Origin of the sequence: Burkholderia sp. MSMB1072, from assembly GCF_001524725.1 — a bacterium.
Classification (GTDB): Bacteria; Pseudomonadota; Gammaproteobacteria; order Burkholderiales; family Burkholderiaceae; genus Burkholderia.
The window spans coordinates 483,629-507,380 of sequence record NZ_LOYC01000030.1 but is presented as its reverse complement, the minus strand read 5'-3'; the positions used below and the strand labels follow the sequence as shown (position 1 = coordinate 507,380).

Here is a 23,752-nt window from a genome sequence, read left to right as displayed (position 1 = left end):
GAGTCCGCGCGCGTCAAAAGGTTGCGGTAGCATGGCGCCCTCGACATGCGTCGGCCGAATTTACCGGCGCAGCCGTTCGCTGAACTGAGGAACCCAAGATGGCATCGAAATCGCCGCCGGCCGCGCCGGCACGCTACGCGCCTACCGCGATCGCCCTGCACTGGCTGATCGCGCTGCTGATCGTCTGCGGCTTCGCGCTCGGCTGGGTGATGACGGACATCCCCGGCTTCACGCCGACCAAGCTGAAGTACTTCTCGTGGCACAAGTGGATCGGCGTGACGGTGTTCGCACTCGCCGTCGTGCGCGTGCTGTGGCGGGCGACCCACGTGCCGCCGCCGCTGCCGGGCGACACGCCGGCGTGGCAGCGCGCGGCGTCGCACGGCGTGCACATGCTGCTGTACGTGCTGATGATCGTGATTCCGGCGACGGGCTACCTGTACAGCTCGGCGTCGAACATCCCGGTCGTCTATCTCGGCATCGTGCCGCTGCCGCGCCTGATCGACCCCGATCCGGCGCTCAAGGAAACCTTCAAGACGCTGCACGTGTCTTTGAATTACATTCTGCTTGCGCTCGTCGCGATGCACGTGCTCGCGGCGCTCAAGCATCAGTTGTTGGACCGCGACGGCCTGCTGTCGCGCATGCTTCCCTTTGCCAAATGAAGGATCCCATGAAAGTGTCTTTCTCCCGCTCCATGCTGACCGCGTTCGCCGCGGCGGCGTTTGTCGCGTCGGGCGCGGCGCATGCCGACGTCGATCTCGCGAAGAGCAAGGTGTCCGCCGTGTCGAAGCAGATGAACGTGCCGACCGAAGGCGCGTTCAAGAAGTTTTCCGCGCAGGTGAAGTTCGACCCGGCGAAGGCCGCGCAGGGCAGCGCGCAAATGACGATCGACGTCGCGAGCTTCGACCTCGGCGACAAGATGTACAACGACCAGGTCGCCGGCAAGGACTGGTTCGACGCGAAGACCTATCCGCAGGCGAGCTTCGTGTCGTCGGCGATCGCGCCGGCCGGCGGCAACAAGTACAACGTGACCGGCAAGCTGACGATCAAGGGCAAGACCGAGACCGTCACGGTGCCCGTCACGGTCGCGCAGAACGGCGCGACGCAGACGTTCGACGGCGTGCTGCCGATCAAGCGTTCGACCTTCAACGTCGGTACCGGCGAGTGGAAGGACACGTCGGTCGTCGCGGACGAAGTGCAGATCAAGTTCCATCTCGTCGCCACGAAGTAAGCGGCAGGTTGCCGCGTCCACTGAATGCCGCGCGAGGGCGCGGCGCCGTTCCCAGGAGAAAAGGTTTGAAAAAGCATCTGATCATCGCCGCCGGCGCGCTGGCCGCTTCGCTGTCGTTCTCGGCCTTCGCCGAAAGCGCGACCTACCAGTTCGACCCGAGCCACACGTACCCGAGCTTCGAGGCCGACCACTTCGGCGGCCTGTCGGTCTGGCGCGGCAAGTTCGACAAGTCGAGCGGCACCGTGACGCTCGATCGCGCGGCGAAGACCGGCACGGTCGACGTGACGACCGACATCGCGTCGATCCACACCGGCAGCGCAAAGCTCGACGAGCACCTGCAGACGGCCGAATTCTTCGATGCGGCGAAGTTCCCGCAGGCGAACTACAAGGGCACGATCAAGTTCGACGGCGACAAGCCGGTGTCGGTGGTCGGCAACCTGACGCTGCATGGCGTCACGAAGCCGCTCACGCTGAAGATCGATTCGTTCAAGTGCATGCCGCACCCGATGCTCAAGCGCGAAGTGTGCGGCGTCGACGCGGTCGGCGAATTCAGCCGCGACGATTTCGGTCTCGACTACGGCAAGCAGTACGGTTTCAAGATGAAGACGAAGCTGCTGATCACGGCCGAAGCGGTCAAGCAGCAGTAAGGCTCTCCTGCCGGGCCGGCCATCGTGCCGGCCCCTGCGGGCAAACCGCCGCGCTCCCGTTATCGGGGCGCGGCGGTTTTTTTGCGCGCCTATAATCGCCCGAGCGCAGCATGCGGCCATGCGGCGCCGGGCAGGCCGACGCCGCGACGGCGGCCGCCTCGAACAGAACGTACAACGACAAGGAGATCGCCGATGCATGCCGTCACGCAGTCCCGTTCCATTGCCTCGTCGCCGCGCGTCTGGCGCGCGGTGGTCGCCGCGTCGATCGGCAACGCGCTCGAGTGGTTCGATCTCGTCGTCTACGGTTTTTTCGCGGTGACGATCTCGAAGCTGTTCTTCCCCGCCGGCAACGACACCGTGTCGCTGCTGCTCACGCTCGGCACGTTCGGCGTGTCGTTCTTCATGCGGCCGCTCGGCGCGATCGTGCTCGGCGCGTATGCCGACCGCGCGGGCCGCAAGGCCGCGCTCACGCTGTCGATCCTGCTGATGATGGCCGGCACGCTGATCATCGCGGTGCTGCCGACCTACGAGACGATCGGCGTCGCCGCGCCGGTGATCCTCGTCGCCGCGCGGCTGATGCAGGGCTTTTCGGCAGGCGGCGAGTTCGGCAGCGCAACCGCGTTCCTCGCCGAGCACGTGCCGGGCCGGCGCGGGTTCTTCGCGAGCTGGCAGGTCGCGAGCCAGGGGCTCACGACGCTGCTCGCCGCGGGCTTCGGCACCGTGCTGAACGCGCAACTGTCGGCCGCGCAGATGGCGTCGTGGGGCTGGCGCGTGCCGTTCTTCTTCGGGCTGCTGCTCGGGCCGGTCGCGTACTACATCCGTACCAAGGTCGACGAGACGCCCGAATTCCTCGCGGCCGAAGGCACCGCGAACCCGCTGCGCGATACGTTCGCGTCGCACAAGGCGCGCCTCGTCGCGGCGATGGGCGTGGTCGTGCTCGGCACCGTCGCGACCTATCTCGTGCTGTTCATGCCGACCTACGGCGTGAAGCAGCTCGGCCTCGCGCCGTCCGCCGCGTTCGCGGCGATTCTCGTCGTCGGTGTGATCCAGATGGCGTTCGCACCGCTCGTCGGCCACTGGTCGGATCGCTACGGCCGCGTGCGCGTGATGATCGCGCCGGCCGTCGGCATCCTCGTGCTGATCTATCCGGCGTTCGCGTATCTCGTCGCGCATCCGGGCTTCGGCACGCTGATCGCGCTGCAGGTGCTGCTCGCGTTCCTGATGACCGGCTACTTCGCGGCGCTGCCGGGGCTGTTGTCCGAGGTGTTTCCGGTGCAGACGCGCACGACCGGGATGTCGCTCGCGTATAACGTCGCGGTGACGATCTTCGGCGGCTTCGGGCCGTTCATCATCGCGTGGCTGATCCGCGAGACCGGGATGAAGACTGCGCCGAGCTTCTACCTGATGTTCGCGGCCGTGCTGAGCCTCGCGGCGCTGGTCGTGCTGCGGCGGCGGTTCGGGTTTCGCTGAAAGGGGCGGGGCGGCGCGTCAATTGCCGCCGCGCTCGCACACCGGTTGCGCCGGCATCAGTTGCGGCGGCATCAGTTGCGGCGGCGCGTCGACGGTCCGGACCGGGCGCCCCGCGAGCGCGGCGAGCGCCTGCCGGAGCTGCCAGTCGGCGGCCGTGCCGAATGCGCGCTGCGGCAGCGCCGCGCTCCTCGCCGTATCGATCTTCGCGCGCACGCGCTGCTCGCGCAGCTTCTGTCGTGCGTTGCGCACCTGCGCGAACGGGTCGGGCGCCTGCCGGTCCGCATACGGTGCGCGGGCCAGATCGGCTTCCCGGTACCACAGCAGCACGCCGTCGACGTCCGAATCGACGCGCGGCGGCACGAGCCAGTCCGGCATGACGCCGTAGCCGTCCATCGGGCAGCCGTTCGGCCGCAGGTTGCGCGCGAACGTGAAATTGAGACGCGTGCCGTCGATCAGGTCGACGCCCGTCTGTGCGAGCCCTTTCCCGTAGGTCGGCATGCCGAGCAGTTTCGCGCGGCCGAGATCCTTCAGCGCCGCCGCGGTCGCTTCGGCGGCCGACGCGCTCTGTCCGTCGACGAGCACGACGAGCGGCACGGTGCGCCACCAGTCGTCGGCCTGCAGCGGCGCGAGCGGATCCTGCCCGTGCATGACGGGCAATTCATAGTCGGGCCAGTTGGTCGTGTAGCGGCGGCGGTGCGTGTCGCCGCGCTCGACCGTCACCATCGCGGTGCGGTCGCGTCCCGCGAACAGCGCGGTGATGCCGATCGCCGCATTGAGCGCGCCGCCGCCGTTGATGCGCAGGTCGAGAATCATCTGCTTCACCGGCGGCCCCGCGCGGCGCGCGGCCTGCACCGCGTCGATATAGTCGCCGACCGCCGGCTCCGGAAAGCTCGACAGCCGCGTGTACAGGATGTCGCCGTCGAGCCGCTTCGCGGTCGCCGGATGCGGTTTGACGATCGTGCGCACGGGCGCGAAGCTCAGCACCGCATGCTTCGGGCCGCGCTGCACCGTGAGCTTCAGCGGCACGCCCGCGTCGCCCTTCGCGAGTTGCATCAGCGCGCTGCCGTCGATGCCGACGACGCTCCTGTCGTTCATCGCGACGACGAGATCGTCGGGCCGCACGCCGGCCCGTTCCGCCGGCGCGTCGGGAATCACGTCGATGATGTGCAGCCCGTCGGGCCGTGTTTCGAACACGATCCCGATGCCCGGCGTGCCGTCGCGTGCGCGCCGCTCGTCGTCGCGCCGCTCCTGCTCTTCCTTCGCGTTGAAGAAGCGTGCGTACGGCAGCGTCTTGATGCCTTCGTGGGTCGCGGCGTCGAGCAGTGCGCCGATGTCGACGTCGGTCAGATGCTGTTTCTTCAGCACTTCGACGGCCGCTTTCAGTTCGCAGAGCTGCGGCTCCCAGTCGGGCGGGCAGGGCGACGGCGGTCGGATGGCGGGCGCCGAAGCGGCGGCCGGTGAAGCGGCAGGCAGCGAAGCGGCGGGGGATGCGGATGCCGGTTGCGCATCGGCGAGCGGCGCATACGGGAACGCGGCAGCGACGGCTGCGCAGACGGCGAGGCGACGAACGACACGCATGGGAGGCATCATCGGGACCGCACGTTCGGACGGGTGGCGAGGGGGGGGCCGGTGCCGGGGGCAACCGGCAAGCGACGGGGCAGGGCGCGGTGACGATTGTAGCCGACCCCTGCGACCGCGCCGGTCGAGCCGGCCGCGTGTCGGGCTGCGGTGGCCCGCACATAAAAAAACCGGCCCAAACGGGCCGGTTTTTTCGAAGCCGAAACGGCGTGGCGCTCAAACCTGCGCGCCGGCGTTCGGATCGTCCGGATCGTGCGCGGCCTTCTTTTCCTTGATCAGGTCTTCGCGCTTGATGCCGAGCCACATCGCGAGCGAGCCCGCGACGAACACCGACGAGTAGATGCCGAACATGATGCCGACCGTCAGCGCGAGCGCGAAGTAGTGCAGCGTCGGGCCGCCGAAGAAGAACATCGACAGCACCATCATTTCCGTCGACGTATGCGTGATGATCGTACGCGACATCGTGGTCGTGATCGCGTGGTTGATCACTTCCTGCACGCTCATCTTGCGTTCGCGGCGGAACGTTTCGCGGATCCGGTCGAAGATGACGACCGACTCGTTGACCGAGTAGCCGAGCACCGCGAGGATCGCCGCGAGCACCGCCAGCGAGAACTCCCACTGGAAGAACGCGAAGAAGCCGAGAATGATCACGACGTCGTGCAGGTTGGCGATGATGCCGGCCACCGCGTACTTCCATTCGAAGCGGAACGACAGGTAGATCACGATGCCGATCACGACGCACGCGAGCGCGAGCAGACCGTCGGTCGCGAGCTCGCGGCCGACCTGCGGGCCGACGAACTCGACGCGCTGCAGCGTCACGTCCGGGCTCTGCGCCTTCAGCGCGCTCATCACCTGGTCGCTCTGCTGCGCGGACGTGAGGCCTTCCTTCAGTTGCAGGCGGATCAGCACGTTGCGCGACGTGCCGAAGTTCTGCACTTGCGCATCGGCATAGCCGAGCTTGCCGAGCGTCGCGCGCACGGGTTCGAGCTGCGCGGCCTGCTGGTACTGAACCTCGATCACCGTGCCGCCGGTGAATTCGACGGACAGGTGCAGCCCGCGGTGGAACAGGAAGAACACGGCGGCGAGGAACGTGACCAGCGAGATCACGTTGAACACCAGCGCGTGCCGCATGAACGGAATGTCTTTACGGATGCGGAAAAATTCCATGGCTTCGTCTCCGGGGCCTTATTGGGTCGAGCCCGGTTTCTTCGGCGACACGCCTTGCTGCGCGCGGTTGCGCAACTGCGGCTTGCCGGCGCGCGGCGCGTTGCCCTTCGCCGGGGCGGCGAGCTTCGCGGCGCGGGCAGTGTCGGTCGATTCGTCCGCATCGGCGAACGACGCGGCGGCAGCGGCGCCTTCCGGCTTCCACACCTGGCCGATCGCGAGCGACTTCAGCTTCTTGCGGCCGCCGTACCAGAGGTTGACGATCCCGCGCGAGAAGAACACCGCGGAGAACATCGACGTCAGGATGCCGAGGCAGTGCACGATCGCGAACGCGCGAACCGGGCCCGAGCCGAACGCGAGCAGCGCGAGGCCGGCGATCAGCGTCGTGACGTTCGAGTCGAGAATCGTCGCCCACGCATGGGCGTAGCCGGCCTGGATCGCGAGCTGCGGCGGCTGGCCGGCGCGCAGTTCCTCGCGCACGCGCTCGTTGATCAGCACGTTCGAGTCGATCGCCATGCCGAGCGCGAGCGCGATGGCCGCGATGCCCGGCAGCGTCAGCGTCGCCTGCATCAGCGACAGCACGGCGACGAGCAGCAACAGGTTCACCGACAGGCCGATCACCGACACCACGCCGAACAGCATGTAGTACGCGACCATGAACACGGCGATCGCGCAGAAGCCCCAGATCACCGAGTGGATGCCCATCTTGATGTTGTCGGCGCCGAGGCTCGGGCCGATGGTGCGTTCCTCGATGATGTCCATCGGCGCGGCAAGCGAACCGGCGCGCAGCAGCAGCGCGAGATCGGCCGCGGCCTGCGGCGTCGGCTGGCCCGTGATCTGGAAGCGGTCGCCGAGTTCGGACTGGATCGTCGCGACCGTCAGCACTTCGCCCTTGCCCTTCTCGAACAGCACCATCGCCATTGGCTTGCCGATGTTCTCGCGCGACACCGTGCGCACCGCGCGGCCGCCCGCCGAATCGAGGCGGATGTTGACCGACGGACGCTGGTGCTCGTCGAAGCCGGCCGACGCGTCGATGATGCGGTCGCCGGTGAAGATCACGTCCTTCTTCAGCAGCACGGGCGCCTGGTTGCCCTGCGTGAAGAGTTCCTCGCCCGGCGGCACGGGATCGTTCGGGTTCGGGTGCGTGTTGATCGGGTCGGCAAGGCGCGCCTCGAGCGTCGCGGTGCGGCCGATGATGTCCTTCGCCTTCGCGGTGTCCTGCACGCCCGGCAGTTCGACGACGATGCGGTCGCTGCCTTGCTGCTGCAGGATCGGCTCGGACACGCCGAGTTCGTTCACGCGGTTGTGGAGGGTGGTCAGGTTCTGCTTGAGCGCGGCGTCCTCGACGGACTTCTGCACGGCCGGCGTGAAGGTGCCGACCACCTGCGTGCCGCCGCCGCCGGGCTGCGTCGCCCATTGCAGCTCGGTGATCGACGCGGCGAGCACCTTGCGGGCGTCTTCCGCCGTCTGCGCATCGCTGAAGTTGACGACCACGGACTGCTCGACGCGGCTCACGCCGCCGTCGCGGATGTTCTTGTCGCGCAGCAGCGTGCGCGCGTCGGACGCGTCGGAGTCGAGCTTCTTCGTGAGCGCGCCCGTCATGTCGACCTGGAGCAGGAAGTGCACCCCGCCGCGCAGGTCGAGGCCGAGATACATCGGCAGCGCGTGCAGCGCGGTCAGCCAGCGCGGCGACGCGCTTTGCAGGTTCAGTGCGACGACGTACTGCGGATCGTTCGGGTCGGCGTTCAGCGACTTCTGCAGCAGGTCTTTGACGCGCAGCTGCGTATCGGTGTCCTTCAGGCGCACGCGGATGTTCGCGTTGGTCGCCGTGTTCTCGAAGGTGACGTCGTCCGGCGTGATCTGCGCGGACGCGAGCGCCGATTCGACCTGGGTCAGCGTGGTCGAGTCGAGCTTGACCGTGGCCTTGCCGCTCGACACCTGCACCGCCGGCGCTTCGCCGAAGAAGTTGGGCAATGTGTACAGAAGGCCGATGGCGAGCGCCACGACCATCACGACATATTTCCAGAGTGGATAACGATTCATGAGGGGGCCGAACGGGTGGTTGGCGTGAAAGCGTCGCGTCCGGCGCCGCGGCGGCCCGCTCTCTCAGGCGGGCACGGCGCGGGGGGCCGGACGCTCGGTATAAGCCTTACAGCGACTTGATCGTGCCCTTCGGCAGAATGGTCGTGACGGCAGCCTTCTGCACGGTGATTTCGGTGCCTTCGGCGATTTCGACGCCGATGTAGCCTTCGGTGACCTTCGTCACCTTGCCGACGAGGCCGCCGCTCGTGACGACTTCGTCGCCCTTCGCCATGGCCGCGAGCATGTTGCGGTGTTCCTTCTGGCGCTTCATCTGCGGACGGATCATGATGAAGTACAGCACCGCGAACATCAGGATGAGCGGCAGGAAGCTCATCAGGCTCGATTCGGCGCCACCGGCACCTTGCGCGAAGGCATTGGAAATGAACGGCACGTTGGTCTCTCCGTAGGGGAAGATCGAAAAATAAGCCGGTTATTCTACCACCGGCCCCATGCGCAAACGGCGCGGCAAATGCGCTTTCGGATCAAGCTGTTAAAGCGCGAACCGATACCGTTGCGGCTTGTCTGGAAAGGCAATTGTAATGTTTGATGGCTCGGTCCGGCGGGTGGACCGGGTTTTTTAGTGCGTGTCCCATTGGATGCGGTTTTCTTTCAGGTCGTGTCCTATGGGGCAGGCCGCCCGCCGGCCGGTCAGTCGACCCCTCTCGCGCGATCCTCCGCGAAGCGCTGCCGGAACGCGTCGAACGTATGGGTTTCGATCGCGTCGCGGATCTCGCTCATCAGCTGCAGGTAGTAGTGCAGGTTGTGGATCGTGTTGAGCTGCGCGCCGAGGATTTCGCCGACCCGGTGCAGGTGATGCAGGTAGCCGCGCGAGAAATTCTGGCACGTGTAGCACGTGCAGCTCGCATCGAGCGGCTTCAGCGAGTTCTTGTGCGTCGCATTGCGGATCTTGACGTCGCCGAAGCGCGTGAAGAGCCACCCGTTGCGCGCGTTGCGGGTCGGCATCACGCAATCGAACATGTCGACGCCGTTCGCGACGCCTTCGACGAGATCCTCCGGCGTGCCGACGCCCATCAGGTAGTGCGGCTTGTTCGCCGGCAGCTTCGGGCCGACGTGGCGCAGCACGCGCATCATGTCTTCCTTCGGCTCGCCCACCGACAGCCCGCCGATCGCGAGGCCGTGGAAGCCGAGTTCGGACAGGCCCGCGAGCGATTCGTCGCGCAAGTCCTCGAACATCCCGCCCTGCACGATCCCGAACAGCGCGTTCGGGTTGCCGAGCCGGTCGAATTCGTCGAGCGAGCGCTTCGCCCAGCGCAACGACATGCGCATCGAGTCGGCCGCTTCCTTGTGCGTGGTCGGCACGCCGTTGGTCGCGTACGGCGTGCATTCGTCGAACTGCATCACGATGTCCGAGTTCAGCACCTTCTGGATCTGCATCGACACTTCCGGCGACAGGAACAGCTTGTCGCCGTTGATCGGCGACGCGAACGTGACGCCGTCCTCGGTGATCTTGCGCAGGTCGCCGAGCGAGAACACCTGGAAGCCGCCCGAGTCGGTCAGGATCGGCTTGTTCCAGCCCATGAAGCCGTGCAGGCCGCCGTGCGCGTCGATCGTGTCGAGGCCCGGGCGCAGCCACAGGTGGAACGTGTTGCCGAGGATGATCTGGGCCTTGATTTCGTGCAGTTCGCGCGGCTGGATCGCCTTCACGGTGCCGTACGTGCCCACCGGCATGAAGATCGGCGTCTCGACCGTGCCGTGGTTGAGCTTCACGCGGCCGCGGCGCGCGTGGCCGTCGGTCGTCAGCAGTTCGAATTCGAGCCCGTTCGCGGGGCGGCTCTGCACGGGAGCGGGCGTGTTGTGGCTCGCGTGCGTATCGTGGGATGAACCTTCGGTCATCGTGAGTGCTCCTTGCTACCGGAAAACAGTCCGGCGCATGTTGGAAACGCCGCCGGGAAACCGGCGGCGGGGAAAAGCGGGTGCGCGCAAAAGCGTGACGCGCGCAGCGGGAATACGGGCACTGCGATGCAACGGCGGCCGCGCAGTGCGTGGCGTGCGGGCCGTCGCGCCCGCTGCCCCGCCGCGCTTTACGCGCGCGGCGCCTCCGGCGTGTCGCGCCGCGTGAGCAGCATCGCGTCGCCGTAGCTGAAGAAGCGATAGCGTTCGGCGATCGCGTGCCGGTAAGCGGCGCGGATCGTCTCGACGCCCGCGAACGCGGACACCAGCATCAGCAGCGTCGATTTCGGCAGGTGGAAGTTCGTGACGAGCCGGTCGACCACGCGGAAACGGTAGCCGGGCGTGATGAAGATGTCGGTTTCGGCCTGCGTCGCCGCGAGCGGGCGGCCCGCTTCGTCGGCCGAGCGCGCGGCGGCTTCGAGCGCGCGCATCGACGTCGTGCCCACCGCGATCACGTTGCCGCCGCGCCCGCGGGTCGCGGCGATCTTCTCGACGAGCGACTGCGGCAGGTCGTACCACTCGCTGTGCATCTTGTGCTCGGCGATGTTCTCGACGCGCACCGGCTGGAACGTGCCGGCGCCGACGTGCAGCGTCAGCGTCGCGCGCTCGACGCCCATCGCGTCGAGCTTCTCCAGCAGCGGCTGGTCGAAGTGCAGCCCGGCCGTCGGCGCGGCGACCGCGCCCGGGTTGCTCGCGTAGACGGTCTGGTAGCGCGTTTCGTCGGTTGCGTCGGGATCGTGCTCGATATACGGCGGCAGCGGCAGGCGGCCGTACTGCTCGATCAGGTCGAGGCACGGCGCGGGGAAGTGCAGCGTGAAGAACGGCTCGACGCGCTCGCCGACCGTCACGTCGAACGCATCGGCCAGGCGCAGCGTCGTGCCGGCGCCCGGCGACTTGCTCGCGCGGATCTGCGCGAGCGCGGTGTGCGTGCCCGTCACGCGCTCGATCAGCACCTCGATCTTGCCGCCGCTGGCCTTCTGGCCGAAGAACCGCGCCTTCAGTACCTTGGTATCGTTGAACACGAGCAGGTCGCCGGGCGCGATGCACGACGGCAGCTCGGCGAAATGGCGGTCGACGAGGCGTGCGGGCTCGACGCCGCGGTCGACCTCGAGCAGGCGGCTCGCGGTGCGATCGGGCAGCGCGGTTTGTGCAATCAGCTCGGGCGGCAGATTGAAATCGAAATCGGAAAGCGTGAACATGCGGGTTGGTTCGAAGCGGCCGGCGGGCGTGGCCGACAGCGCGCAAACGCGTAATCGGGGCGCGCGAGCCGCTATGATGACGGGATGCGCGGCCTGGCCGGCGTCGTTCGTTCGGACGACGTGAAAGCCGCTATTGTACTTGCCTTGCGAAGCACCCAGACGATCCGATGCCTGTGTCACCACGCCGTTCCCTCGCTGCCGTTGCCGATTCCGCCGATCCGTTCGACGCGGACGATGCCGCCTCGTCCGCGCCGTCCGCATCGGGCTCCGGCGCGCGCCGCGCCGGCCCGAAACGCGGCGCCGACGGGCGGCTTGCGCAGCCCGCGGCGGCCGTGCCCGAGGCCGACGGCGCCGCCGGCGACGAAGCAGGGGCGGCCGATGCGAAGCGCAAGAAGAAGCCGGCCGCCGACAAGCCGGTGAAAACCGCCGACAAGCTCGCGAAGCTCGGCCTCACGCGCTCGATCGATCTCGTGCTGCATCTGCCGATGCGCTACGAGGACGAAACCACGCTCACGCCGATCGGCGAACTGCTGCCGGGCGGCATCGCGCAGACCGAAGGCGTCGTGTTCGACAACGAGGTCGCGTACCGGCCGCGCCGCCAGCTCGTCGTGAAGATCCGGGACGACGACGGCGAGCAGCTCGTGCTGCGGTTCCTGAATTTCTACGGCTCCCAGGTCAAGCAGATGGCCGTCGGCCAGCGGCTGCGCGTGCGCGGCGACGTGCGCGGCGGCTTCTTCGGGATGGAGATGGTGCATCCGGCCGTGCGCGTCGTCGAAGCCGATGCGCCGCTGCCGCAGGTGCTCACGCCCGTCTACCCGAGCACGGCCGGCGTGTCGCAGGCGTATCTGCGCAAGGCGATCGAGAACGCGCTCGAGCGCACGCCGCTGCCCGAACTGCTGCCGCCCGAGATCGAGCGCGATTACCTGAAGCCGCTCGGCGTGCCGACGCTCGCGCAGGCCGTGCGCATCCTGCACCACCCGGGCGTCGATTCCGACGAAGCCGCGCTGATGGACGGCTCGCATCCGGCATGGACGCGCATCAAGTTCGAGGAGCTGCTCGCGCAGCAGCTGTCGCTCAAGCGGGCGCACGAGGAGCGCCGCACGCGCGCCGCGCCCGCAATGCCGCGCCGCGCCGCGACCGATGCCGATGCGTTGACCACGCGCCTTTACGCGGCGCTGCCGTTCACGTTGACCGGCGCGCAGGCGCGCGTCGTCGACGAGATCGCGCACGACCTCACGCTCGCGCATCCGATGCAGCGTCTGCTGCAGGGCGACGTCGGCAGCGGCAAGACGGTCGTCGCGGCGCTGGCCGCCACGCAGGCGATCGACGCCGGCTACCAGGCCGCGCTGATGGCGCCGACCGAAATCCTCGCGGAACAGCACGCGCGCAAGCTGCGTGCATGGCTCGAGCCGCTCGGCGTCACGGTCGCATGGCTCGCGGGCAGCCTGAAGGCGAAAGAGAAACGCGCGGCGATCGAGGCCGCCGCGCTCGGCACCGCGCAGCTCGTGATCGGCACGCACGCGATCATCCAGGATACGGTCGAATTCGCGCGGCTCGGCCTCGTGATCGTCGACGAGCAGCACCGCTTCGGCGTCGAGCAGCGTCTCGCGTTGCGCGCGAAGGCCGCGAATGCCGCTAACGGCGCGCGCGACTTTCAGCCGCACCAACTGATGATGTCGGCCACGCCGATTCCGCGCACGCTCGCGATGACGTACTACGCGGACCTCGAGGTATCGACGATCGACGAGTTGCCGCCCGGCCGCACGCCCGTGCTGACGCGCCTCGTCGGCGACGCGCGGCGCGACGAAGTGATCGCCCGCGTGCGCGAGGCCGCGCTGATCGGGCGCCAGGTGTACTGGGTGTGCCCGCTGATCGAGGAGAGCGAGACGCTGCAGCTGCAGACGGCCGTCGAAACCTACGAGACGCTGGCCGCGGCGCTCCCCGAGTTGAAGGTCGGCCTCGTGCACGGCCGCCTGTCGCCGGCCGACAAGGCGGCCGTGATGGAAGCGTTCACGCGCAACGAAGTGCAATTGCTGGTCGCGACGACCGTGATCGAAGTCGGCGTCGACGTGCCGAACGCCTCGCTGATGGTGATCGAGCACGCGGAACGGTTCGGCCTGGCGCAGCTGCACCAGTTGCGCGGCCGTGTCGGGCGCGGCACCGCGGCGTCGGTGTGCGTGCTGCTGTACACCGGGCCGCTGTCGATCGCCGGCCGCGAGCGGCTGAAGACGATGCGCGAGACGACCGACGGTTTCGAGATCGCGCGGCGCGACCTCGAAATCCGCGGCCCCGGCGAATTCCTCGGCGCGCGCCAGTCGGGTGCGGCGATGCTGCGTTTTGCGAACCTCGAGACCGACGGCTGGCTGATCGATCCTGCCCGCGAGGCCGCGGCGCGGCTGATTGCCGCGTATCCGGAGGTCGTCACGCAGCATCTCGCGCGCTGGCTCGGCGCGCGCGAGCAATACCTGAAGGCCTGATCGACCGGCTTGGGGCCGGATCGAAAGCCGCCACTCGACGCATCGCGATGCAGAGAAACTTGGCGAACCTGGGTAAGAGGGTGTATAAATTAAACCTATCGCCTGTATATCTCTGATTGACCCACAATGACCCTGACTGAATTGAAGTACATCGTCGCGGTCGCGCGCGAGCGGCATTTCGGTCGCGCGGCCGAAGCGTGCTTCGTGAGCCAGCCGACCCTGTCGGTGGCGATCAAGAAGCTCGAAGACGAGCTCAACGTGCAGATTTTCGAGCGCGGCGCGAGCGAAGTGAGCGTAACGCCGATCGGCGACCAGATCGTCACCCAGGCGCAGCGCGTGCTCGAGCAGACCTTCGCGATCAAGGAGATCGCGAAGCAGGGCAAGGACCCGCTCGTCGGCCCGTTCCGCCTCGGCGTGATCTACACGATCGGGCCGTACCTGCTGCCGACGCTCGTCAAGCAGATGATCCAGCGTGTCCCGCAGATGCCGCTGATGCTGCAGGAGAACTACACGCTGAAGCTGCTCGAACTGCTGAAGCAGGGCGAGATCGACGCCGCGATCATGGCGCTGCCGTTCCCCGAAACCGGCCTGATGGTGCGGCCGCTGTACGACGAGCCGTTCGTCGTCGCGCTGCCGGCCGGCCATCCGTGGGAGAAGCGCGACGAAATCGACGCCGAGGATCTGAAGCAGGAAACCATGCTGCTGCTCGGCAACGGCCACTGCTTCCGCGATCACGTGCTCGGCGTGTGTCCGGAACTGATGCGCTTCTCGCAGACGGCCGACGGCATCCAGAAGACGTTCGAGGGCTCGTCGCTCGAAACCATTCGCCACATGGTCGCGAGTGGCGTCGGCATCACCGTGCTGCCGCGGATGTCGGTCGCCGAGATCGGCCCGCGCGCGAACGGCCCCGATGCCGAGCTGCTGTCGTACGTACCGTTCAACGAACCGGTGCCCGACCGCCGCGTGGTGCTCGTGTGGCGCAAGAGCTTCACGCGGATGCCGGCGATCGACGCGATCAGCGACGCGATTGCCGCTTGCGAGCTGCCGGGTGTCGCGAAGCTCGACATGCCGGCCACGATGAACTGACGCGCCGATGCAGGCGTGTGTGGCAGCGTGATGAACGGGGTCGTGCGACCCCGTTTATTTTTCCCTATTGCATAGATGAAATTTATCAAATTCAAATAATTGATAGATATAGATAGAATCCTCTACATGGATCGATGTCGAGCCGACGTGCGAGATGCACGTTGGATGCAAGCGTCAAAGGAGGATGTCATGATGCGGTCGGTATTGAAGCACGCGCAGCGGAACATCCCGTCGCGCGACACGGTCGTACATCGCGCCAGGGCGGCGGTTCGCGGCCTGCGCCCGATTGCGTTCGCGTACCTGGCGGACCGTGTGTATGGCGGATGAGTGCCGCCGCACGCCGGTCCAGTGTTCCCCCGAATCACCTGCCGTCGAGCCTTGAGGGAGCATCGCATGTCCGATATCCGAAAAGCCGCCCGCGTCGTCGGTACGACGACTGCCGGCAGCCGCTTCCCCGAGTGCCCCGCCTGCGGCGCACGGCAACGGGAACGCGTGTCCAGGGCCGCGCACGACATCCCGTAGTACGACAGGAGGACCCGCCTGTTCCGTTTCTTACCCCCCGCAACGCTCCACGAACCGCGCCCGGCACGTGGGGGCCTACGAGCCAGTGAAGGAGAAAAAAGCATGTCGAACGAAACGAAGTGCCCGTTCAACCACACCGCAGGCAGCGGCACGACGAACAAGGACTGGTGGCCGAACCGGCTGAACCTCGACGTCCTGCATCGGCATTCGGCGCTGTCCGATCCGATGGACGACGATTTCGACTACGCCGAGGCGTTCAAGAAGCTGGATCTCGCCGCGGTGAAGCAGGACCTGCACGCGCTGATGACGACGTCGCAGGACTGGTGGCCGGCCGACTTCGGCCACTACGGCGGCCTGTTCGTGCGCATGGCATGGCATAGCGCCGGCACGTACCGCACGGCCGACGGCCGCGGCGGCGCGGGCGGCGGGCAGCAGCGCTTCGCGCCGCTCAACAGCTGGCCGGACAACGTGAGCCTCGACAAGGCGCGCCGCCTGCTGTGGCCGATCAAGCAGAAGTACGGCCGCAACATCTCGTGGGCCGACCTGCTGATCCTGACCGGCAACGTCGCGCTCGAATCGATGGGCTTCAAGACGTTCGGCTATGCCGGCGGCCGCGTCGATACGTGGGAGCCGGACGACGTCTACTGGGGCTCGGAAAAGATCTGGCTGGAACTGAGCGGCGGCCCGAACAGCCGCTACACGGGCAAGCGCGAACTCGAAAGCCCGCTCGCCGCGGTGCAGATGGGCCTGATCTACGTGAACCCGGAAGGCCCGGACGGCAACCCCGACCCGGTCGCCGCCGCGCACGACATCCGCGAGACGTTCGCGCGGATGGCGATGAACGACGAGGAAACGGTCGCGCTGATCGCGGGCGGCCACACGTTCGGCAAGACGCACGGCGCCGGCCCGGCCTCGAACGTCGGTCCCGAACCGGAAGCCGCGGGCCTCGAAGAGCAGGGCCTCGGCTGGAAGAGCACGTTCGGCACGGGCAAGGGCAAGGACACGATCACGAGCGGTCTCGAAGTCACGTGGACGTCGACGCCGACGAAGTGGAGCAACGACTTCTTCAAGCACCTGTTCAGCTACGAATGGGAGCTCACGAAGAGCCCGGCCGGCGCACACCAGTGGGTCGCGAAGGATGCCGACGAGATCATTCCGGACGCGTACGACGCGTCGAAGAAGCATCGTCCGACGATGCTGACGACCGACCTGTCGCTGCGTTTCGACCCGGCCTACGAAAAGATCTCGCGCCGCTTCTACGAGAACCCGGCCGAATTCGCCGACGCGTTCGCACGCGCGTGGTTCAAGCTCACGCACCGCGACATGGGCCCGCGCGCCCGTTATCTCGGCCCGGAAGTACCGGCGGAACACCTGCTGTGGCAGGATCCGATCCCGGCCGTCGATCACCCGCTGATCGACGCCGCCGACGTCGCCGCGCTGAAGGCGAAGGTGCTGGCGACGGGGCTGAGCGTGTCGCAGCTCGTGTCGACCGCCTGGGCGTCCGCATCGACGTTCCGCGGTTCGGACAAGCGCGGCGGCGCGAACGGTGCGCGCATCCGCCTCGCGCCGCAGAAGGACTGGGAAGTGAACCGCCCGGCCGAACTCGCGGCGGTGCTCGAAACGCTCGAAGGCGTGCAGAAGGCGTTCAACGACGCGCAGACGGACGGCAAGAAGGTGTCGCTGGCCGACCTGATCGTGCTGGCCGGTGCGGCCGGCGTCGAGCAGGCCGCGAAGAATGCGGGTATCGCGGTCACCGTGCCGTTCGCACCGGGCCGGATGGACGCGTCGCAGGAAGAAACCGACGTCGACGCGATGGCCGTGCTCGAGCCGCTCGCCGACGGTTTCCGCAACTTCCTGAAGCACGCGTACAAGACGCCGGCCGAGGCGCTGCTGGTCGACAAGGCCCAGTTGCTGACGCTGAGCGCACCGGAGATGACGGTGCTCGTCGGCGGCCTGCGCGTGCTCGGTGCGAATGCCGGCGATGCGAAGCATGGCGTGTTCACCGATCGTCCGGAAACGCTGACGAACGACTTCTTCGTGAACCTGCTCGACATGGGCACGGAATGGAAGCCGGTGTCGGCCGCGAACGACGTGTTCGAAGGGCGCGATCGCGCGACGGGCGCGCTCAAGTGGACGGGCACGCGCGTCGACCTGATCTTCGGTTCGCATGCGCAACTGCGTGCGCTGGCCGAGGTGTACGGCAGCGCGGACGCGAAGGAGAAGTTCGTGCGCGATTTCGTCGCGGCCTGGAACAAGGTGATGAACCTCGACCGCTTCGACCTCGCGTGAACCCGGCCGCATCCCGACGCGGTGATGCGGTGATGCAGTAACGTGAAACGGCCGGTCCGGCGACCGGCCGTTTCTTCCCTGAACGATGTCTTGTCTTGTCAAAGGAGTGACGATCATGACGCAAATGATGCTCGACATGCGCGCTGCCGCGGCGCCCATTCTGCGATCGCCGGTGGAGCTGGCGCGCTACGTCGTCGGCTTCGCGATCGTCGTCGGCGGAGCGGCGGAGCTGGCCTCGCAGGCGCTGCACGCGCTCGCGCCGGTCGTGTCGGCCGCCGGCGGTTGAGGGCGGCCACGGATTCGCGACGCTAGACTGGCGAGTCGCGAACGGATGCCGCGCGAGGCGGCATGCGGATTGCCCGATGCATTTTCGCCGGTTCAACATTTCGAATGAGGAGTCCCGAAGATGGCCAAGAAAGGCAATGCCACGCAGATCAACATCGGCATCAGCGACAAGGACCGCAAGAACATCGCGGAGGGCCTGTCGCGCTTGCTCGCCGATACGTTTTCGCTGTACCTGAAGACCCACAATTTCCACTGGAACGTGACCGGACCGATGTTCAACACGCTGCACCTGATGTTCGAGGAGCAGTACAACGAACTATGGCTCGCGGTCGACTCCGTCGCCGAGCGCATTCGCACGCTGGGCGTCGTCGCGCCCGGCACGTTCGGCGATTTCGCGAAACTGTCGTCGGTGCCCGAAGCGAAGGGCGTGCCGGCCGCCGAGGAGATGATCCGCCAGCTCGTCGAAGGGCACGAGACGGTCGTGCGCACCGCGCGCGAAATCTTCCCGATCGCCGACGCGGCGAGCGACGAGCCGACCGCCGATTTGCTCACGCAGCGCCTGCAGACGCATGAAAAGACCGCATGGATGCTGCGGTCGCTGCTCGCGTAAGTCCAGCGCTGCCGGGGCGTCGGGCCGGGCCCGGGCGGGCCGGCTCCGAATCTGTCCCTGGATCGATGCCCGCCGCCGCACGGCCGTGCGCAGCGGGCCGCGGCAGCCGGCCGGCCCGCCGCGACCGCCGGCCGCGGGTCGCGCCGACATGACGCGCAGCGCCGCTCGGCTCTAAAATGCCGGGATTCTCTTCCTGGTGCTTCGCCATGCTTGCCCGCTTTCCCCTGTATCTGCGGCTCGTCCGGATGGACAAGCCGATCGGCAGCCTGCTGCTGCTGTGGCCGACGCTCAACGCGCTGTGGATCGCATCGGACGGCCATCCGCGCTGGCCGCTGCTCGTGATCTTCACGCTCGGCACGCTGCTGATGCGCTCGGCCGGCTGCGCGATCAACGATTACGCCGACCGCGATTTCGACCGCCACGTGAAGCGCACGGCCGACCGGCCGCTGACGTCGGGCAAGATCCGGGCATGGGAAGCCGTCGCGATCGCGGTCGGGCTGTCGTTCGTCGCGTTCCTGCTGATCCTGCCGCTCAATACGCTGACGAAAGAATTGTCGGTCGTCGCGCTGTTCGTCGCCGGCTCCTATCCGTTCATGAAGCGCTTCTTCGCGATTCCGCAGGCGTATCTCGGCATCGCGTTCGGCTTCGGCATCCCGATGGCGTTCGCGGCCGTGCAGGACACGGTGCCGGTGCTGGCGTGGGTGATGCTGCTCGCGAACATCTTCTGGTCGGTCGCGTACGACACCGAATATGCGATGGTCGATCGCGACGACGACATCAAGATCGGCATCCGCACGTCCGCGCTGACGTTCGGCCGCTTCGACGTCGCGGCCGTGATGGCGTGCTACGCGGTGACGCTCGGCATCTACGTGTGGATCGGCGTGACGCTCGGCTTCGGCCTCGCATACTGGGCCGGCTGGGCGGCGGCGGTCGGCTGCGCGCTGTATCACTACACGCTGATCAAGGGTCGCGAACGGATGCCGTGCTTCGCGGCGTTCCGCCACAACAACTGGCTCGGCGGCGTGCTGTTCGCGGGCATCGCCGCGCATTACCTGCTGGCCGCTCGCTGAACGACACCCCGACATATCGCGCCTTTGCGGGCGGCGCCAACGAAAAAAGCGACCCGACGGTCGCTTTTTTTACGTCCGGCGCCGGCGCAAACCGGCGCCGCTGTCGCGCTTACGCGCGGCCGAGCTCGTCGCCCATTTCCTTCGCACGCGCTTCGGCCGCGAGCGCGCCGCGCACGATCGCTTCCTTCACGCCCTGTGCGTCGAATGCCGCGAGCGCGGCGGCCGTCGTGCCGCCCTTCGACGTCACGCGTTCGCGCAGCACGCCCGCCGGCTCGCCCGATTGCGCGGCCAGTTGCGCGGCGCCCGCGAACGTCGCGACCGCGAGCGCGCGACCCTGTTCGTCGTTCATGCCGAGACGGCGCGCGGCTTCCTGCAGCGCTTCGATGAAATAGAACACGTACGCGGGGCCGCTGCCCGAAATCGCCGTGACCGCGTCGAGCTGCGATTCGTCGTCGAACCACACGATCTCGCCGACCGCGCCGAGCACGCTCGATGCGAGTTCGCGGCCCGCCGCGTCGACGCCCGGCAGCGCGGCGAGGCCCGTCACGCCCATGCCGATCAGCGCCGGCGTGTTCGGCATCGTGCGCACGACGCGCGCGTAGCCGCCGAGCCAGCGGGCGAGATCCGTGCCGCGGATGCCGGCCGCGATGCTGATCACGAGCTGCGACTTCAGGTGCGGCGCGAGCGCCTGCGCGACGTCCTTCAGCACCTGCGGCTTCACCGCGAGCACGATCGCGTCGTAATCGGCGAGCGTTGCGTCGACGGCCGCGCCGGTGCGCACGCCGAATTGCTGCGCGGTGCGCGCGCGGACGTCTTCGTTGATGTCGACGGCATACAGGCCGTCCGCGGCGACGCCGCGCTTGGCCAGGCCGCCGATCAGGGCCGCGGCCATGTTGCCGCCGCCGATGAATGCGATTTTCATGATGTCGGGAATGAGCGAGTGAGTGAACGGAAAGGCGGAAAAGAGCGCGGCGTTCAGCGCGCGTAATCGCGCGCGCCGAAGATCGCGGTGCCGACGCGCACGATCGTCGCGCCTTCGAGCACGGCCGCGTCGAGATCGGCGGACATGCCCATCGACAGCGTGTCGAGCGGCAGGCCGTCGGCGCGCAATGCGTCGAACAACGCGCGCAGCGCGCGATGCGGCGCGCGCTGCGCGTCGGTGTCGCCGGCCGGTTCGGGAATCGCCATCAGGCCGCGCAGCCGCAGCGACGGCAGCGCGGCGACCGCACGCGCGACCTCGGCCACGTCGGCCGGCGCGACGCCGCTCTTCGACGCCTCGCCGCTGATGTTCACCTGCACGCACACGTTGAGCGGCGGCAGGTGCGCGGGGCGCTGTTCCGACAGGCGCTGCGCGATCTTCAGCCGGTCGACCGAATGGACCCAGTCGAAGCGCTCGGCGACGGGGCGCGTCTTGTTCGATTGCAGCGGCCCGATGAAATGCCATTCGAGGCTCGCGCGCAAGTCGGCGAGCGCGTCGATCTTGTCGAGCGACTCCTGCACGTAGTTCTCGCCGAAGGCGTGCTGCCCGGCCGCATGCGCGGCGCGCACGTCGTCGGCCGGAAACGTCTTCGACACGGCGAGCAGCGATACGGTGGCGGGATCGCGGCCGGCCGCGCGGGCGGCGTCGGCGATGCGGCGGTGAACGGAGTCGAGACGGGCGGCGAGATCGGACATGACGGGCACGGAAGCAGGCACGCAGGTAGCGCGGAAACGGGCATGAAGCCGATGCGCCGCGATCCGCGGCGCATCGATCCGCTCATTATACGGACGCCGCGCGCCCGCCCGTTACGCGTGAACGGGCACTAGCCGTACAGCAAATGCTCGACGAGCTGGATCCAGTGGGCGACCGGCACCTGCGTGCCGCTTTGCAGGTGTGCGATGCAGCCGATGTTGCCGGATACGATCATCTGCGGTTCGAGCGCCTGCAGCTTCAGCAGCTTCTGCTTGCGCAACCGGTACGACAGCGACGGCTGCGTCAGCGAGTAGGTACCGGCCGAGCCGCAGCACAGATGGCTGTCGGCCGGCAGCCGCACGTCGATGCCGAGCGTCTCGAGCAGGCGCTCGACCTTGCCGCGCGACTGCTGCCCGTGCTGCAGCGTGCACGGCGGGTGGTATGCGACCGTATGGATCGCACGGCGCCGGGCGATCGTCGCGAGTTCGGCCTCGAACGCGAGCAGCACGTCGGAGATGTCGCGCGTCAGCGACACGATGCGCTGCGCTTTCTCCGCGTAGGCCGGATCGTCGCGCAGCAGGTGCGCGTATTCGAGCACCGTCGCGCCGCAGCCCGACGCATTCATCACGATCGCCTCGGCGCCCTGTTCGACGTGGGGCCACCACGCGTCGATGTTGCGGCGCGCGTCGTCGAGCGCTTCGTCGTGATAGTTCAGGTGCAGGCGGATCGCGCCGCAGCAGCCCGCGTCGGGCGAGACGACCGTCTCGATGCCGAGCGCGTCGAGCACGCGCGCGGTCGCGATGTTGATGTTCGGCAGCATCGACGGCTGCACGCAGCCGCCGAGCATCAGCATCTTGCGCGTATGCGTGCGATGCGGCCATTCGAGCAGCCGCGTGCGCGGCGGCACCTTGTCGCGCAGCCGCTTCGGCAGCAGCGGCCGCACGTGCTGGCCGAGCCGCATCGCCGGCGAGAACAGCGCGGCGTTCGGCACGACGCTCGCGAGCACGCGGCGCATGAGCCGCTGCTGCGCGGGGCGTTCCACCTGCGCCTCCACGTGCTTGCGCCCGATCTCGACGAGCCGGCCGTACTGCACGCCGGACGGGCAGGTCGTCTCGCAGCTGCGGCAGGTGAGGCAGCGGTCGAGATGCTGTTGCGTGCTGCGCGTGACGGGCGCGCCTTCGACCATCTGCTTGATCAGGTAGATGCGTCCGCGCGGGCCGTCGAGTTCGTCGCCGAGCAGTTGATAGGTCGGGCAGGTCGCGGTGCAGAACCCGCAGTGCACGCACTTGCGCAGGATCGCGTCGGCCTCGTCGCCGTCGGGCGTATTACGGATGAAATCGGCGAGGTTCGTTTGCATCGATCCCTCAGAGGTCTGGGTAGAGCCGGCCGCGATTGAAGATGCGCGCGGGATCGAACGCGCTCTTCAGCCCGCGGTGGATCTTCATCATCGGCGCGGGCAGCGGCGTGAACACGCCCGCGCTGCGGTCGTAGGTGTCGCCCGCGCGGAACAGCGTCGCATGGCCGCCGGCCTGCTTCGCGCTCATGCGCACGGTTTGCGCGTCGGCGTCGGTGATCCACCAGCGCTGCGCGCCGCCCCATTCCATCAACTGGGTGCCGGGCAGGTGCATCGGTTCGGTGATCGACGGCAGCGACAGGCGCCACAGCGCGTAGCCGGGCGGGATGCCGTTGAAGAACGGATCGGTATGCTCGCGCAGGCCGGACCAGAAGCGCTCGGCCTCGACCGCGTCGACGACTTCGCCGCCGAGCAGCGTTTTCGCGGATTTCACGGCAGCTTCCGCGCCCGACAGGCGCAGCACGAGCGTGCCGTTGCGCCACGCGCTCGCGCTGACCGGCAGCGGATGGCCGCCCCATTCGTTGAGCTTGCGCACCGCGTCGGTCGCGGTCATCTCGAATTTGAGCGTGACTTCGGCGACAGGTATCGGCAGCACCTTGATCGACAGGTCGAGCATCAGCCCGAGCGTGCCGAGCGCGCCGGCCATCAGCCGCGACACGTCGTAGCCGGCGACGTTCTTCACGACCTGGCCGCCGAAGCGCAGCCTTTCGCCGCGACCGTTCATCAGCGTGGTGCCTAGCACGAAATCGCGCGGTGCGCCGCAGGTGGCGCGGCGCGGGCCCGCGAGGCCGGCGGCGACGCAGCCGCCGACGGTGGCCGAACGGCCGAAGTGCGGCGGCTCGAACGGCAGCATCTGGCCGCGCTCGGCGAGGACGGTTTCAAGTTGCGCGAGCGGCGTGCCCGCGCGGACCGTGACGACGAGTTCGGCCGGGTCGTACGACACGACGCCCTGAAACGCGCGCGTGTCGAGTATTTCGCCCTCGAGCGCCTGGCCGTACCAGTCCTTGGTGCCGCCGCCGCGAATCCGCAGCGGCCGGCCGTCGGCACTGGCGGCGCGGATGCGCTCGGCCCATCCGGCGACGATGTCGTCCTCTTCCATGTTCCGTTG

20 protein-coding genes are annotated in these 23,752 nt (G+C 67.8%); 10 read left to right on the top strand and 10 right to left on the bottom strand.

Annotated elements, in window-relative coordinates:
• Positions 1–98: 98 nt before the first annotated feature.
• The 4 genes from WS89_RS15610 to WS89_RS15595 all read left to right on the top strand — a co-directional run bounded on the left by WS89_RS15610 (position 99) and on the right by WS89_RS15595 (position 3,345).
• Complete coding sequence (locus tag WS89_RS15610) at positions 99–659, top strand: cytochrome b (RefSeq protein ID WP_034206446.1); 561 nt, start codon at positions 99–101, stop codon at positions 657–659.
• 8 nt (positions 660–667) lie between these two features.
• Positions 668–1,228: a YceI family protein gene (locus WS89_RS15605; RefSeq protein ID WP_059501115.1), complete on the top strand. Its 561-nt coding sequence runs from the start codon at positions 668–670 to the stop codon at positions 1,226–1,228.
• 65 nt (positions 1,229–1,293) lie between these two features.
• On the top strand, positions 1,294–1,875 hold the full coding sequence (locus tag WS89_RS15600) for a YceI family protein (protein WP_006476873.1): 582 nt from the start codon (positions 1,294–1,296) through the stop codon (positions 1,873–1,875).
• A gap of 192 nt (positions 1,876–2,067) precedes the next feature.
• Complete coding sequence (locus WS89_RS15595) at positions 2,068–3,345, top strand: MFS transporter (RefSeq protein ID WP_059501017.1); 1,278 nt, start codon at positions 2,068–2,070, stop codon at positions 3,343–3,345.
• An 18-nt stretch (positions 3,346–3,363) separates the two neighbouring features.
• Here the strand turns inward: WS89_RS15595 and WS89_RS15590 are convergent, their stop codons facing one another.
• From WS89_RS15590 to queA, 6 genes are all read right to left on the bottom strand, one after another.
• Complete coding sequence (locus WS89_RS15590) at positions 3,364–4,923, bottom strand: S41 family peptidase (RefSeq protein ID WP_179949865.1); 1,560 nt, start codon at positions 4,921–4,923, stop codon at positions 3,364–3,366.
• A gap of 216 nt (positions 4,924–5,139) precedes the next feature.
• Positions 5,140–6,090, bottom strand: a complete 951-nt coding sequence (secF, locus tag WS89_RS15585; RefSeq protein ID WP_059501018.1) for a protein translocase subunit SecF — start codon at positions 6,088–6,090, stop codon at positions 5,140–5,142.
• An 18-nt stretch (positions 6,091–6,108) separates the two neighbouring features.
• On the bottom strand, positions 6,109–8,130 hold the full coding sequence (gene secD, locus WS89_RS15580) for a protein translocase subunit SecD (RefSeq protein WP_059501019.1): 2,022 nt from the start codon (positions 8,128–8,130) through the stop codon (positions 6,109–6,111).
• A gap of 106 nt (positions 8,131–8,236) precedes the next feature.
• Positions 8,237–8,560, bottom strand: a complete 324-nt coding sequence (yajC, locus tag WS89_RS15575) for a preprotein translocase subunit YajC (protein WP_006476868.1) — start codon at positions 8,558–8,560, stop codon at positions 8,237–8,239.
• Between the two features lie 257 nt (positions 8,561–8,817).
• The gene (gene tgt, locus WS89_RS15570) at positions 8,818–10,023 is read right to left on the bottom strand and encodes a tRNA guanosine(34) transglycosylase Tgt (protein ID WP_059791811.1); all 1,206 of its coding nucleotides are present in this window, start codon (positions 10,021–10,023) and stop codon (positions 8,818–8,820) included.
• 188 nt (positions 10,024–10,211) lie between these two features.
• Complete coding sequence (gene queA, locus WS89_RS15565; RefSeq protein ID WP_059791810.1) at positions 10,212–11,279, bottom strand: tRNA preQ1(34) S-adenosylmethionine ribosyltransferase-isomerase QueA; 1,068 nt, start codon at positions 11,277–11,279, stop codon at positions 10,212–10,214.
• A gap of 167 nt (positions 11,280–11,446) precedes the next feature.
• Here queA and recG point away from each other — a divergent pair, with 167 nt between their 5' ends.
• The 6 genes from recG (at position 11,447) to ubiA (ending at position 19,618) form a co-directional block, all read left to right on the top strand.
• Positions 11,447–13,756, top strand: a complete 2,310-nt coding sequence (gene recG / locus WS89_RS15560; protein ID WP_059791808.1) for an ATP-dependent DNA helicase RecG — start codon at positions 11,447–11,449, stop codon at positions 13,754–13,756.
• 126 nt (positions 13,757–13,882) lie between these two features.
• A complete protein-coding gene (locus WS89_RS15555) occupies positions 13,883–14,842 on the top strand; it encodes a LysR substrate-binding domain-containing protein (protein ID WP_006754461.1) in 960 nt (319 codons plus the stop codon).
• A 624-nt stretch (positions 14,843–15,466) separates the two neighbouring features.
• Positions 15,467–17,653 carry a catalase/peroxidase HPI gene (katG, locus tag WS89_RS15550; RefSeq protein ID WP_059791805.1) on the top strand — a complete coding sequence of 729 codons (2,187 nt, stop codon included), beginning with the start codon at positions 15,467–15,469 and terminating at the stop codon, positions 17,651–17,653.
• Between the two features lie 115 nt (positions 17,654–17,768).
• On the top strand, positions 17,769–17,939 hold the full coding sequence (locus WS89_RS34220; RefSeq protein ID WP_179949373.1) for a hypothetical protein: 171 nt from the start codon (positions 17,769–17,771) through the stop codon (positions 17,937–17,939).
• 120 nt (positions 17,940–18,059) lie between these two features.
• On the top strand, positions 18,060–18,548 hold the full coding sequence (gene dpsA, locus WS89_RS15540; protein ID WP_034206455.1) for a non-specific DNA-binding protein DpsA: 489 nt from the start codon (positions 18,060–18,062) through the stop codon (positions 18,546–18,548).
• Between the two features lie 206 nt (positions 18,549–18,754).
• A complete protein-coding gene (ubiA, locus tag WS89_RS15535) occupies positions 18,755–19,618 on the top strand; it encodes a 4-hydroxybenzoate octaprenyltransferase (protein WP_059791804.1) in 864 nt (287 codons plus the stop codon).
• A 109-nt stretch (positions 19,619–19,727) separates the two neighbouring features.
• On the opposite strand, the gene proC is transcribed toward ubiA, so the two are convergent.
• The 4 genes from proC to glcE form a co-directional block, all read right to left on the bottom strand.
• Positions 19,728–20,540 (bottom strand): pyrroline-5-carboxylate reductase, encoded by an 813-nt coding sequence (gene proC, locus WS89_RS15530; RefSeq protein WP_059791802.1) that lies wholly within the window; start codon positions 20,538–20,540, stop codon positions 19,728–19,730.
• A 53-nt stretch (positions 20,541–20,593) separates the two neighbouring features.
• Positions 20,594–21,292: a YggS family pyridoxal phosphate-dependent enzyme gene (locus WS89_RS15525; protein ID WP_059501027.1), complete on the bottom strand. Its 699-nt coding sequence runs from the start codon at positions 21,290–21,292 to the stop codon at positions 20,594–20,596.
• A gap of 128 nt (positions 21,293–21,420) precedes the next feature.
• Positions 21,421–22,647, bottom strand: coding sequence for a glycolate oxidase subunit GlcF (gene glcF / locus WS89_RS15520; RefSeq protein ID WP_034206459.1), 1,227 nt, complete (start codon positions 22,645–22,647; stop codon positions 21,421–21,423).
• Between the two features lie 7 nt (positions 22,648–22,654).
• Complete coding sequence (glcE, locus tag WS89_RS15515) at positions 22,655–23,743, bottom strand: glycolate oxidase subunit GlcE (RefSeq protein WP_059501028.1); 1,089 nt, start codon at positions 23,741–23,743, stop codon at positions 22,655–22,657.
• Positions 23,744–23,752 lie beyond the last annotated feature (9 nt).

Excerpts from the sequence above, each read along its gene's own strand:
- WS89_RS15610 (WP_034206446.1), top strand. The coding sequence starts at position 99 with ATGGCATCGAAATCGCCGCCGGCCGCGCCGGCACGCTACGCGCCTACC.
- WS89_RS15605 (WP_059501115.1), top strand. The coding sequence starts at position 668 with ATGAAAGTGTCTTTCTCCCGCTCCATGCTGACCGCGTTCGCCGCGGCG.
- WS89_RS15595 (WP_059501017.1), top strand. The coding sequence starts at position 2,068 with ATGCATGCCGTCACGCAGTCCCGTTCCATTGCCTCGTCGCCGCGCGTC.
- WS89_RS15590 (WP_179949865.1), bottom strand. The coding sequence starts at position 4,923 with ATGCGTGTCGTTCGTCGCCTCGCCGTCTGCGCAGCCGTCGCTGCCGCG.
- secF (WP_059501018.1), bottom strand. The coding sequence starts at position 6,090 with ATGGAATTTTTCCGCATCCGTAAAGACATTCCGTTCATGCGGCACGCG.
- secD (WP_059501019.1), bottom strand. The coding sequence starts at position 8,130 with ATGAATCGTTATCCACTCTGGAAATATGTCGTGATGGTCGTGGCGCTC.
- tgt (WP_059791811.1), bottom strand. The coding sequence starts at position 10,023 with ATGACCGAAGGTTCATCCCACGATACGCACGCGAGCCACAACACGCCC.
- queA (WP_059791810.1), bottom strand. The coding sequence starts at position 11,279 with ATGTTCACGCTTTCCGATTTCGATTTCAATCTGCCGCCCGAGCTGATT.
- recG (WP_059791808.1), top strand. The coding sequence starts at position 11,447 with ATGCCTGTGTCACCACGCCGTTCCCTCGCTGCCGTTGCCGATTCCGCC.
- WS89_RS15555 (WP_006754461.1), top strand. The coding sequence starts at position 13,883 with ATGACCCTGACTGAATTGAAGTACATCGTCGCGGTCGCGCGCGAGCGG.
- katG (WP_059791805.1), top strand. The coding sequence starts at position 15,467 with ATGTCGAACGAAACGAAGTGCCCGTTCAACCACACCGCAGGCAGCGGC.
- WS89_RS34220 (WP_179949373.1), top strand. The coding sequence starts at position 17,769 with ATGACGCAAATGATGCTCGACATGCGCGCTGCCGCGGCGCCCATTCTG.
- dpsA (WP_034206455.1), top strand. The coding sequence starts at position 18,060 with ATGGCCAAGAAAGGCAATGCCACGCAGATCAACATCGGCATCAGCGAC.
- ubiA (WP_059791804.1), top strand. The coding sequence starts at position 18,755 with ATGCTTGCCCGCTTTCCCCTGTATCTGCGGCTCGTCCGGATGGACAAG.
- proC (WP_059791802.1), bottom strand. The coding sequence starts at position 20,540 with ATGAAAATCGCATTCATCGGCGGCGGCAACATGGCCGCGGCCCTGATC.
- WS89_RS15525 (WP_059501027.1), bottom strand. The coding sequence starts at position 21,292 with ATGTCCGATCTCGCCGCCCGTCTCGACTCCGTTCACCGCCGCATCGCC.
- glcF (WP_034206459.1), bottom strand. The coding sequence starts at position 22,647 with ATGCAAACGAACCTCGCCGATTTCATCCGTAATACGCCCGACGGCGAC.
- glcE (WP_059501028.1), bottom strand. The coding sequence starts at position 23,743 with ATGGAAGAGGACGACATCGTCGCCGGATGGGCCGAGCGCATCCGCGCC.